The sequence below is a fragment of the Halanaerobiales bacterium genome (assembly GCA_035270125.1).
GTDB lineage: Bacteria > Bacillota > Halanaerobiia > Halanaerobiales > DATFIM01 > DATFIM01.
The window spans coordinates 1-13,031 of record DATFIM010000131.1 but is presented as its reverse complement, the minus strand read 5'-3'; the positions used below and the strand labels follow the sequence as shown (position 1 = coordinate 13,031).

The 13,031-nt window shown below is 26.2% G+C and carries 12 protein-coding genes; 1 reads left to right on the top strand and 11 read right to left on the bottom strand.

The features are described 5' to 3' along the window. Positions 1-50: 50 nt before the first annotated feature. From VJ881_06865 to nth, 4 genes are all read right to left on the bottom strand, one after another. Complete coding sequence (locus VJ881_06865) at positions 51-1,364, bottom strand: PhoH family protein (protein ID HKL75772.1); 1,314 nt, start codon at positions 1,362-1,364, stop codon at positions 51-53. A 65-nt stretch (positions 1,365-1,429) separates the two neighbouring features. Next, positions 1,430-1,840, bottom strand: a complete 411-nt coding sequence (locus tag VJ881_06860; protein ID HKL75771.1) for a PPC domain-containing DNA-binding protein — start codon at positions 1,838-1,840, stop codon at positions 1,430-1,432. A gap of 19 nt (positions 1,841-1,859) precedes the next feature. Next, entirely contained in the window at positions 1,860-2,582 is a 723-nt protein-coding gene (locus VJ881_06855) for a tetratricopeptide repeat protein (protein ID HKL75770.1), read from the bottom strand. A 62-nt stretch (positions 2,583-2,644) separates the two neighbouring features. Continuing rightward, on the bottom strand, positions 2,645-3,274 hold the full coding sequence (nth, locus tag VJ881_06850; protein HKL75769.1) for an endonuclease III: 630 nt from the start codon (positions 3,272-3,274) through the stop codon (positions 2,645-2,647). A gap of 71 nt (positions 3,275-3,345) precedes the next feature. Between nth and VJ881_06845 the strand changes: the two genes are divergently transcribed. Next, positions 3,346-3,930: a hypothetical protein gene (locus tag VJ881_06845; GenBank protein ID HKL75768.1), complete on the top strand. Its 585-nt coding sequence runs from the start codon at positions 3,346-3,348 to the stop codon at positions 3,928-3,930. Here VJ881_06845 and VJ881_06840 read toward each other — a convergent pair. The 7 genes from VJ881_06840 to VJ881_06810 form a co-directional block, all read right to left on the bottom strand. After that, positions 3,917-5,569 carry a nucleoside kinase gene (locus VJ881_06840; GenBank protein HKL75767.1) on the bottom strand — a complete coding sequence of 551 codons (1,653 nt, stop codon included), beginning with the start codon at positions 5,567-5,569 and terminating at the stop codon, positions 3,917-3,919. The genes VJ881_06845 and VJ881_06840 overlap by 14 nt on opposite strands. Before the next feature lie 4 nt (positions 5,570-5,573). After that, complete coding sequence (queG, locus tag VJ881_06835) at positions 5,574-6,662, bottom strand: tRNA epoxyqueuosine(34) reductase QueG (protein HKL75766.1); 1,089 nt, start codon at positions 6,660-6,662, stop codon at positions 5,574-5,576. Positions 6,663-6,774: 112 nt separating this feature from the next. Beyond that, entirely contained in the window at positions 6,775-9,567 is a 2,793-nt protein-coding gene (locus VJ881_06830; GenBank protein HKL75765.1) for a UPF0182 family protein, read from the bottom strand. A gap of 141 nt (positions 9,568-9,708) precedes the next feature. Then, on the bottom strand, positions 9,709-10,038 hold the full coding sequence (locus VJ881_06825; protein ID HKL75764.1) for a hypothetical protein: 330 nt from the start codon (positions 10,036-10,038) through the stop codon (positions 9,709-9,711). Positions 10,039-10,138: 100 nt separating this feature from the next. Then, entirely contained in the window at positions 10,139-11,437 is a 1,299-nt protein-coding gene (locus tag VJ881_06820; GenBank protein ID HKL75763.1) for an amidohydrolase family protein, read from the bottom strand. Between the two features lie 104 nt (positions 11,438-11,541). Next, positions 11,542-12,048 (bottom strand): CDP-alcohol phosphatidyltransferase family protein, encoded by a 507-nt coding sequence (locus tag VJ881_06815; GenBank protein HKL75762.1) that lies wholly within the window; start codon positions 12,046-12,048, stop codon positions 11,542-11,544. Positions 12,049-12,161: 113 nt separating this feature from the next. Further along, positions 12,162-12,680, bottom strand: coding sequence for a ferritin (locus VJ881_06810; protein HKL75761.1), 519 nt, complete (start codon positions 12,678-12,680; stop codon positions 12,162-12,164). Positions 12,681-13,031 lie beyond the last annotated feature (351 nt).

The following is a 13,031-nucleotide window of genomic DNA, read 5'->3' as shown; positions in this document are numbered from 1 at the left end:
AAAAATATAATAGTTTTATCTTTCATTTTTACCTCCCTTAATTCATATTATTATAGTAAATCACTTGCAATTTTAGCCAATGGAGAACGTTCCCCTTTTTGAAGCATTATATGACCTGCAATTTCTTGATTATGAAATTTGTGAGCTAAATAAGTTAACCCATTTTTATAAAGATTCAAATATGGATTATCTATTTGGTAAGGATCACCAGTAAAAATTATCTTAGAACCTTTACCTGCTCTAGTAACTATAGTTTTCACTTCATGTTGAGAAAGATTTTGAGCTTCATCAACAATAATAAATTGATCTGGAACTGATCTTCCTCTTATATAAGTTAAAGCTTCTAACTGCATAAGGTCTTCTTCAATCAATTGATCATAAGTATAATCAGAATTTTTGTTTTGACTTAAAATAAATTCCAAATTGTCATAAATTGGTTGCATCCAGGGTTGTAGTTTTTCTTCTATAGAACCTGGTAAATATCCCATATCTTTCCCCATAGGAATCACTGGTCTAGCAACTAATAATCTCTTATATTTACCTTCATTTACTACTTTTGATAATCCAGCTGCAAGGGCAAGTAAAGTTTTACCTGTACCAGCCTTACCGGAAATTGTGACTAATTGTATTTCATCATTTAATAATAACTCAAAAGCAAATTTTTGTTCTCGATTTAATGGAGTAATTCCAGATGGATGTGCTTTAGAAAATATTAAAGACACAATTTTCTCACCATCATATCTACCTAAAGCAGTAGATGTACCATCATTAGCTGATAATTGTATAAAGTCATTATAGGTTAATTCTATCTCTTCATTTGCATCAAATTCTTTTCTTTTTAATTCATTATCATTATAAAATTTGTCAATTAAATTTTTACTTACATTAATATCTAAAAAACCAGTAATTAAATTTTCTTCATCAATTCTATCAGCTTTATGCTCTTCAGCTTTTATTTCAAAAGCATCAGCAATTATTCTTAAATTAATATCATTAGATACTAAAATAACTTCTCTATTTGGATTATCACGCTGTAAATGAATAGCAGTTGATATAATTCGATTGTCCATTTTTGTTGAACTTAAACCTTTAGGTAGTATTAAATCTTTTCCATTTATAACAATTCTAAGACTACCACCTTCTTCCAATTCCACTCCTTTACTTAGATTACCTTTTTCTCTTAAATTATCTAAAAGTCTAGAAGTTTCTCTAGCATTATAACCGATATCAGTATTTTTAGATTTTTGATCATCAATTTCTTCAACTACTGGAAGAGGTATAACTACATCATGTTCTTCAAAGGAAAAAATAGCTCTGGGATCCATTAATAAAACATTAGTATCTAAAACAAATATTTTTTTCATAATATCATTCCTCTCCAAATTTCAAACCACTCCCAAATAAAATAAAGGGAGTGGTTGAATATATTTTACCAAAGAGTTAAATTAGTTTCTTTATCTTTAGTTCTTATCTTTTTTTCACCTTTTATTTCTTCAACATAAAGTTCTGTGGCAAAAATTTTAGTACCTTCAGCTAAATGTCCACCATAAGTTTTGCCTTCATCATCTGCTAAAGCAATATGAGCATGAACCATTGGCTCACCATCAAGAATAGAAATATTTCCTAATAAACTAACAATTTCTAAATGTTGATTTAATTTAGTATATTCATATTCCTCTTCTTCCTGATTATAATAGCCTATTTTAGCCTCTGATACAGCTCCAATAGCTTTAACAATTCCTTTTTCAATATTATTTTTTTTAATAAATTTTGTAATTTCCTCTTCTAAATCTCCATCTTTAGGTAATCTTTCTAAAAACACTCTTCCTTTTTCAGCCATTGATTTTTCCTCCTTTAAATTATAATTTTTGTTCAATTCTATTAAGATTGTCTTTTGCTTTTTTATATTCAGAATCAATTTCTAAAGCTTTTTTATAACTCTCATAAGCTTTATCTAAATTTCCTAAATTTTCATAAGCTATACCTAAATTATTATATATATATGGTACTACAGGATCTAATGCCACAGCTTTTTCTAGAGAATCTTTTGCCTCGTTATATTTTCCCTGTAATAAATAACTATATCCTAAATTATTGTATATATAATAGTTATTTGTATTATATTCTAATGCTTTATTAAAACTATCAATTGCTTGATTATAATTATTTCTATCCATTTGAATTAATCCAAGTAAATTAAAGACCTGTTCATCAATATTTTCTTTGTTTTTTGCTTTATTTAATATTTCTTCTGCTGTTTCATAATTATTTAAATGATAATTTGCTCTTCCTAAATTTATCATGATTTTATAATGATTATTATTCAAATCATAGGCGATTTCAAAAGAGTCGGCTGCTTCATCATACTCTTCTAATTTAAGATAAGATAAACCTAAATAATAATGAACTCTAAAATCATCTTTTTTAGAAGCTGCATAATCTTCTAAATAATTAATCGCACTCTTATAATTACCATTTTGATATTCATTTATTCCATCAGTCAATTCATTTGCAGAAACACTTATTGTCAAAGTAAAAACCAAAATCAACATAGCTAAAAAATAAATTGTTTTTTTAAACATAAAATCTCCTCCTAAAAGCTTTTAATATAATTTATCATTTTATAGAAAAATATTCAACAAAATCAAAAGTTATTTTGATAATAATTACAAAAGTTTTTAATTTTACATTCTTCACATCTAGGATTCTGTGATTTACAAACTTCTCTACCATGAAAAATTAACCAATGATGCATTTTAGACCAATATTCTTTAGGAATTACCTCCATTAATCCCTCTTCAACTTCACGGACTTTATCAGACTTAACTAATCCAATTCTATTCGCTAATCTAAAAACATGAGTATCAACTGGAAAAGCATCTTTTGTAAAACCACAGGATAAAACAACATTAGCAGTTTTTCTGCCTACCCCAGATAAATCAGTCAACTGTTTTCTAGTATCAGGTACCTGGCCCTTATAATCTTCTATTAATTTTTTCGATGTTTTAACAATATATTTACTTTTGTTTCTATAAAGTCCAATTGATTTTATTTCTTCTTCAAGTTCCTCAGGCTCTAAAGAAGCAAAATCATCAGGACTATTATATTTATCAAATAAATTAGATGTTACTTTATTTACCTGTTTATCAGTAGTTTGAGCAGATAAAATTGTTGCTACTAATAACTCAAATTCATTATTATAATTTAAGGCACTTTCTGGATCAGGATATTTCGCTTCAAAAATATCTATAATTTTTTTTATGTTTTTTTGCATTTACGATCTCCTTTCTGGACATATCAATTAAAAAATGTTAATATAATTTTGCTAGCATAGGAGGTATAAAAATGAACAAAATATTAGGTATTGATATTGATGGTGTAATAACAAATGAAGGTTCGGCTAATGATAATATTTGGCATAATGCTTTGTGTAACCATTTTTCACAAGATTTAACAAGAGAAAAAAATGTTTATGATTTTATGGAAGCATATGGTTTATCTGAACGAGAAATGAATGAATTCATTAATGAAAAAATTTCTGATATTTATTCAAGTGTAAAAGCATATCCTGAAGCAATTAAAACAATTTCAAAATTATATAAAAATAATTTTGAGATACATTTAATAACAGCCCGTCACAAAGAATATAGAGAAATAACAGAAAATTGGTTGAAAAAACATTCTATTCCTTATCACAGTTTAACTCATGATGAACCAAAAGCTCCACTGGCTGTCAAAAAAAATATAGAACTCTTTATTGAAGATAATTTTGATAATGCCTTTGATATAGCCAGCAAAAATATAAAAGTACTTTTAATCAATAAATATCATAATTTGAATAAAGAACTAATTGAAAATATAAAAAGGGTGGATAATTGGCTTGATATTAATAATGAATTACAAAAAGTTTATTCTATTAATTCTCTCTAAATGCACTACCACCTATAAATTCTTTTATAATAGAAGTACTTGGTATATCTGGCTCAGGGATAACTTTAAAATACTCTAGAATTTCTATTAATCTCTGAGCTTCAAGATACCCATCATCATCTTTTTCAATTTCATTTAAAAGATTATAAGCATATTTTTTCAAAATTCCCATTTCATAAATCAATGCAGAATTGAACATTACATCTGCATTTCCTTGGTAAGGAAAAATATTATTTTCTTCACCTTTTCTTACATTAGGCCACCATCTAATTGTATCACTGGCTGAATGTCCTCTATAAAGACTATCTCTAACAATTCTCCTTAATAATCTAATATCAGAAGTTGGAAAACGATTATGGCTATCTAAATTCAATTGTGTTAATGCACTTACATAAATTTTATATTTATGATTTTGAGGAATTACTGTAGTTAACTTATCATTTAATCCATGTATACCTTCAATTAAAATAGGTTGTCTTTTATCTAATTTTATATAATCTCCATTAAATTCTCTTTCTCCTTTTTCAAAATTAAAATTTGGTATCTCTACTTCTTCTCCCTGTAAAAGTTTTAATAAATGATTATTAAATAATTCAAGATCTATTGCCTCTAATGCTTCAAAATCATAATTTCCATTTTCATCAAGAGGGGTATTTTCTCTGTCAACAAAATAATTATCAGTTGATATTGTAATAGGATTAAGTCCATTAATTTTGAGTTGTGTACCCAATCTATGAGAAAAAGTAGTTTTTCCTGATGATGATGGACCAGCAATCAAAATAATTTTTTTATTATTTATATTATTATTTATTTCATCTGCTATTTGAGCTATTTTCTTTTCATGAAGCCCTTCAGCAATTCTAATTAACTCATTATAATCTTCTTCAATTATTTTTTTATTTAATTCACTTGCAGTGGCAACATTCAATATATCTCCTAATCGTTCATATTCTAAAAATACATTTGCCAATTTCGGTTGATTTATAAATTCAGGAACTACTTCAGGATTTTCCGGTCTAGGATACATCAAAATAAAACCTGGTAGTCTATAATGTAGATCAAATAATTCTAAATAAGAAGTAGAAGGAACCATTTCATGATAAAAATAATCATAATAACCATCAATTTCATATAATACAAATTTTTCCTTTTCTAAATATTCAAGATTTTTTAGCCGCTCTTGAAAATCCTGTTTCTCATAAATTTTTTTAACTTCATTTTTACTAAAATGATGTTTTTTTATTTTAAAATCTTTTTTTACATATTCATCCATTTTACTTTTTATTTTTTTAACTTCAAATTGATTTAAAGGACAACCTTTTTTCAATTCACAATAAATACCATTAGATAAAGAATGTTCAATAGATAATTTGCATTCTGGATCAACATCATATACAGCTTTAGCAAGTAACATAAATAAACTTCTTCTATATATTCTATTTCCCATTTCTTGAGCTCTTGTAATAATTTTTATATTTTTATCCTCTTTTATATTTTTATTTAATCTCAATATTTCACCATCTTCAATAGCAGCAACAGCTATTTTGTAGCCTTCAATTTTATATTCATCCAAAAGTTCTTTAATAGTAATTGGATTACTTATTTCATAATTATTTCCATTTAGAGTTATATTAATCATATTTTCACCTCTGATATAATATTTTGGTTAATTCCTCTTTAGCTTCAGGAGATTTTTCCTTTTGTAGTTGATTTTCTATTATTTTATTATAGTCATCAGAAATTTCACTATATGTCCAATATGCATAAGCTCTAATAACTGAAGAAGAATGTCCAAATAATGTTTTTACTTCTTTAATATATTTTTTAAGATTAGAATTAGCTATAACAATAAGAGCATTTCGGATTAATATTCTAATACCACGCCAGCTTAAGGCAGAATTTTTCCACTTAGCTGGAAAATTATTTTTGGAAAAGTTTAAAATTGTTTTTAAATCTTCATTTAATTTTATCTCAAATTCATTGTGAATATCTGTTAATATATTTTTATTATAAGGACATATTTCCTGGCATTTATCACAACCCCACAAATTATCTCCTATTTTTTTTCGTTCTTCAACTGGAATAATTCCTTTTTTTTGAGTTAAATACCCAATACAATTATTAGGATTAATATGAAATTGATCAACTAAAGCATTCCCAGGACATATTTCTATACATTTTTGACAGGAAGCACATTTTTTTTCAATTTTTCTATCAGGAGTAAAATCTAAATTAGTTATTATTTCTCCTAAAAATACATATGATCCATATTTTTTAGTAATTAAACTGTTATTTTTACCAATCCAACCTAATCCTGCTCTTTCAGCAATAGCTCTATCTAAAATTGGACCAGTATCAACATATGATTTGGTTTTAATATTTTTTGAATTATCTTTTAAAAATTTATCTAAAATATTTAATTTTTTATCAAAAATAAGATGATAATCTTTACCTAAAGTATAATTACTTATTGAATAATTTAAACTTTTTTTTCTAGTATTACTGTTACCATAGGACATAGCAAGTGAAATTATAGATTTTGCATTTTTTAAATGTTTTTGCGGATTAGTTAATAACTCTAAATCGTCATTAATAAAAGGTGACAATTCATTTTTTTCTTTTCTTTTTAATAATATATTTTTAATATTAGTAAAAGGTTCAGCAGTAGTAAATCCTACTAAATCAAAACCTATTTCTTTTGCTTTATCTATTATTATACTTTTATTTATCATCTTTATTACCTCTTCATAATTTATTAATTATTTAGTTAAATTAGATAAAAATAGCCCAGACCTATATTTAAAGATCTGAGCTATCAAATTTAATTTATAAGTCTATATCATATTAATTGTTTCCAGAGCTATTATTTTCATTAGATGATTCTAAATTACTCTGCTCTTCTAATTGCTCCAAAATATCTTTTAATTCATTTATTTTATTTCCATATTCACCCCAGTTACCTGATTTTTGTTCCTCCAGGGCTTCATTATATTTCTGAATAGCATCACTAATTAAAGTTTTCATATCTCTTGTAGACATCTCTGTTCCAGGAAGAGTACTTTCAACCTGTTGCTCTTCTTCTACATCCAGTCCAAATAATTCTGCAAAAGCTAATTCAAGATTATCTCTCATAACAATATCTCCATCATAAGATACTACTACTCTTTTTAATTCAGGTAATTCACTCTGTTCTGCCTGTAAATAAATTGGTTCAACATATAGTATTGAATTTTGTACTGGAATAACTAAAAGATTACCTCTTATTACACTTGATCCACGCTGACTCCAAAGTGTTAACAATTGAGAAATATCTGAATCCTGATCAATTCTTGATTCAATTTGATTAGGACCATAAGTTAATTGATCTTTAGGGAAATTATATACAACTAAATCACCATAATTATCTCCATCCATTCGACCAGCCATCCAGGCAACCATATTATTCTTGTTAGCTGGAGTAAAAGGACGCATTAAAATAAATTCTTCTTTATTATTACCAGGTAATTTACTCATTATATAATATGGTTCAACTTTTATTGTATTACCAGCAAAATTTTCACTTGGAATATTCCAGAGATCTTCTTTATTATAAAATACTACTGGATCTTCCATGTGATAGGTACTATATAATTCAGATTGAATAGAAAATAAATCCTTTGGATAACGTAAATGTGCTCTTAAATTATCTGGCAATTCATTTCCAGAAATAAATAATTCTGGGAAAATCTTTTTATAAGTTTGAGCAATAGGATCAGTTTCATCAACTATATATAAATTTACATCACCATTATAAGCATCTACTACAATTTTTATAGAGTTTCTTATATAATTAGTAGAATCACTCATTGGTTTTGAATATGGATAATTTTGAGATGTAGTATAAGCATCCTGAATCCAGAAAATTCTTCCTTCATGAATTACAGGGTAAGGATCACTATCAAATTTTAAAAATGGTGCTACTTTTCTTACTCTTTCTTTAATATTTCTATAATACATAATTTGACTTTCTTCATGAATATCACTATTTAGAAGAAATTTTAAATTACTGTGCTTAATAGCATAAATAGATTTTCTAAAGAAACTACTTAATTTTACACCTCCATTACCATCATAAGAAATATAAACATTGTTATCTCCCTGAGGATAATGAAATTCCTGAGAATTATTATTTGCAATTACATAGTTATTTGTTCTTTCTCCATAATAAATAGAAGCATTTTCTAAATTAATATCTGTTTCAGTTTTAGGAGGTATATCCTGAATATAAAATTCAGGTAAACCCTGTGGAGTAACTCTATTTACAGGACTCATAGCAACTCCATACCCATGAGTATATTTTAAAGTTTGATTAATCCAGGTTTGAGCCTGTCCTGATAAATTATTTTGATTTAATTCACGAACAGAAAGCATAACCTGTTTATAATCACCATCAATAGTATAACGATCTGTATCCATATTAGCAAATTCATAATATTGTCGTAATTCCTGTAATTGACTGTAAGTAGATTTTAAAGGACGAGGATCCCAGAGTCTTATATTAGAAATAACTTCTTCGTTTTCATAGAAATTATCTTGGTTTAAATTATTTTTCACTTCAAAATCTCTGTTATCTATTTTATCCAGCCCATAAGCTTTTAAAGTCATATCAATATTATGACTAATATATTGTTTTTCGAGTTGTATTTCATTAGGTTCAACTCTAAATTGTTGAACAAAAGCAGGATAAGCAGTACCAAAAATTATTGATGCTATTAGCCAAATTCCAACTCCATAAATAATAGTTTTGTAATTTTTTCTAAATAAACTAAATAATACTAAAACACCAATTGCTAATGCAATATAAAACAAAATTCGCAAACCAATTAAATTAGCATTTATATCAGTAAAACCTGCTCCAAAAACTAATCCTCTAGGAGAATATAACAAATTATACATTCCCAATCTGTAATCCCAGGCCTTAAGAAATAAAAAGGCTGCAATTAGAATTGTTATATGAGATTTAGCTCTAGTAGATAATTTAACACCTAAATCTTTTATCCCATTAATTCCAGAAGCCAAAATGTATATTATCCCAACAACGATGATTGTCAAAATAACTAAAACCATACCCATTTCTTTAACAAAACTTAAAAAAGGCAAACTAAAAACATAAAATGCAATATCTTTTCCAAAGATAGGATCAGTTGTATTAAATGGAGTTTGATTAAAATATTTTAATACCATTTTCCATAAATCCTGACTTATAGAACTAAATAAAAAACCTAAAATAACACTAATTAAAAAATATGTGTAGGTTAATCTTTTATTATTTAGCCATTTCATAAAACCATTATCTTCACCAGAAAATAATGATTCAACATTATCTCCTTTATCTACATTAGTATTTACTCTAGCAAATTCTAAAAATGGTTTTTTAGTAAATAGTAGATTACTAAAGATAAATACTGTAAATATGATACCAATTGCAATTCTTAGTCCATAATTTGAAAGTAACATAATTAAATAACTTTGAAGATAACCTAGATTTTTAAACCATAAAAGATCAGTATAAATTTTTGATCCAGCGAAAACTAAAATTAAAAAAGCAATCAAAATAGCTGAAATAGTTGCTATTAAAACACTAAAACTTTTTTTCATTCCAAACACCTCTCTTTTACATATTAACTAAAATATTATATTTAAGCATTAATAAACAACTTTGATTTTTAAAATCAATAAATAATCCGGTAAATCGAGCCTGCTTAAAGCAGGCTCGAAAAATACTTAATATTTGATTTTTTAATCTATTAATTTTAGTAATTCATCAACTTTATTTATTTTTTTTAACTCCTCATAAAATGATATAACCTGATCAATATCTATTTTTTTTGTAGTCAATAATTGTTTCTTTTTTTCATTGTTTTCTAACTTACCTTCTATTAATGTATCTTTTGGATCTGGTAATTTATTATCTAAAAATTGGTATCGAATCTTTTCACAGACAGGGCATTTAAAAGCAACAAAAGATCTACCTTTATATTCACCAATATTTTTATTGAAATGGCCAATACCTAATATATTTTTCCTCAATATTTCTGAACCGCATTTTTGACAGTATATCTTTTGCATAATCCCCTCTCCTTTCTTTTATTAGATTTGAATTTCTAAATTAAAATCTAATCATATAAATATATAAAACTTAATAAAACAGGGGACTTACAAAACTATATTAAACTAATTCACTTGCTCTTCTCTCTACTTCCTGAAAAACTTTGTTTTCTTCCATAGTCAATAAATTACCATCTTCCAAAACAACCTTACCATCAATAATTACTGTATTTACACTATTTGAATTAGAAGAATAAAATATATTGGATAAATTATTATGATGAGGATAAAAATATGAACTCTTATTGATATCTAAAAGAACTAAATCAGCAATATACTTTTCTTTTAATTTGCCTAAATTATCAATACCCAGCACTTTTGCACCATTAATTGTTAACATTTTTAATAAATCATTAGTATTTATTAAAGAAGGGTCTTTTTTATCAACTTTTTGAAGATAAGCAGCAATTTTAGCTTCTTCAAAAAGATCAAGGTTATTATTACTTGCAACCCCATCAGTACCAAGACCTATATTAATTCCTTTATCAATCAATTTAGTAATATTAGCTATTCCACTACCTAACTTCATATTACTCAGAGGATTATGAGCCACTCCTACATTATTTTCAGCAAGAATTTCCATATCAGATTCATCAAGATAAATACAATGTGCAGCTAAAATAGGAACAGAAAAGAAATTAACATCTTCTAAAAACTTTGTTGGACTTTTACCATATTTTTCTTTAGTTATTTTAACTTCATTTTCAGTTTCAGCAAGATGAGTATGAATAGGCACTCCAATTTCATCTGCTTTATTTACAATCCTTTTTAAATATTCTCGAGAACATGTGTAAGGAGAATGAGGGGCCAACATAGTTTTTATTCTACCATTAGCTTTATTATTCCATTCTTTAGCAAATCTAATTGAATTTTGAAGTCCTTTTTCTCCATCATTCTCTTCTATTAGGCCTTCGCTCAATACAGCTCTTATACCAGTTTCTTTTACTGCTTTTGCGATTTCATCCATAGAAAAATACATATCAGAAAAAGTTGTTGTTCCTGTTTTTATCATTTCCAATATTGCTAATTTTGTACCCCAATAAAAATCATCTTTTCTTAATCTACTTTCAAAAGGCCATATTTTTGTTTCTAACCATTCTTTCAATGGTAAATCATCAGCATATCCTCTAAGTAAAGTCATGGAAGAATGTGTATGAGTATTTATTAATCCAGGAATAGCTACTTTGTCTTCTGCATCTATTATTTTATCAAATTGTTTTTTGTTTTCCTGTTGTATTTCTTTCATTTTATTTATTTTTTCAATTATTCCATTATTTATTATTATATAACCATTTTTTATGACTTTATTATCATTATCAGCTGTATAAATTTCATCAATATTTTCTATTAAAATACTCATAAAAACCCTCCTAGATCAAAAATAAATAACAATCTATTAATCTTTAGCTCTATATATATACTTCTATAAATTTTTATAATTTCCTTTTCAAGTTAAAATAATTATTAATTATTTTTTATTGCATTAACAAAATAAGCTATACCTGAAATTATATTTAAAGGTAATGCTAAATATAAAATATAGTTAGATAAAATATTAAATTCAAATAACCTAGCAGCTAATCCTGCATAGAGAAAAGCAATCGACATTTTTCCCAATATTGAAGGATTAACAAAATTCTTACCAAGTATATATGCAATTGAGGTACTTAAAAATATAGTAGATTCTCTTATTAACAAAATAATCGCTATAAATCTAGGAATAATATCAAGATAAATTAGCATAGATAAAATACTAATCACAGTAAGTTTATCAGCTATTGGGTCTAAAAGTTTCCCAATTTCAGTTTCCATTGAATATTTTCTAGCAATATAGCCATCTAATAAATCAGTAGATGTTGCTATAATAAAAAGTATACCACTAAAAATATAATTGCCAATCAAAAATAAATATATATAAAATGGAATTAAAAAAAGCCTTATTAATGTCAAAAAATTTGGTATATTAAACATAAAAGTCCTCCTGAAACAAATCTTCGTTTATATTAATTTCTCAATATCATAATAAAGAAATTTAAGCACTGTGGTAAATAATTTTTAATCCACAGTGCTTATGTTATTAATGTTTATTCTTCATCTTCTGCAGTTTCATCAACAAAAACTCTTTCTGCTAATTTACTATCATACATATACAATCCATGACCTGAGTCTCCGATCATTTCTAATTTATCTATAATTTCTTCAGCAGAAGCTTCTTCTTCTACCTGTTCATCTACAAACCACTGTAAAAATGAGTTTGTTGCGTGATCGTTTTCTTCTATAGCTAAATCTACTAAATCATTTATCATTTTAGTAACTTTTTGTTCATGTTCATATGCATCTTTAAATGCTTCAATTGGAGTTTCCCATTCAGCTTTTGGAGCTTCTATAGAATCTAAAAGTACTCTTCCTCCTCTTTCATTTAAATAATCATAGAATTTTCTGGCATGTGTCATTTCTTCCTGAGCCTGAACGTCCATCCAATTTGCAAATCCTTCTAAACTCTTTGCTTCAAAATAAGCTGCCATTGCCTGATAAAGATAAGCAGAATATAGTTCAGCATTGATCTGATCATTAATCGCATTTTCTAATTTTTCACTAATCATATTATTGCCTCCTTTAATTTTAAAAATCTCTATCTTACTACTTATATTTTACATTTTTTTCAGATAAGTTGCAAGTAATAATTTAACTAGACTTCTCTATTTTAACTATTCTTAAACAAAAAAACACCTTCCAAAATTTAAGGAAGGTGTTTATCTACTATATTATTAGAATTATTATATTCCAAGATATGCTTTTTTAATATGTTCATCTTCAGCAAGAGTATCAACATCAGCTTCCATTTCTATACTACCATTTTCTAAAACATAACCTCTATCTATAACTTTTAAACCCTGTCTAACATTTTGTTCTGCTAAAAATACTGAAACATTATTCTTTTTTATTTCATTTAA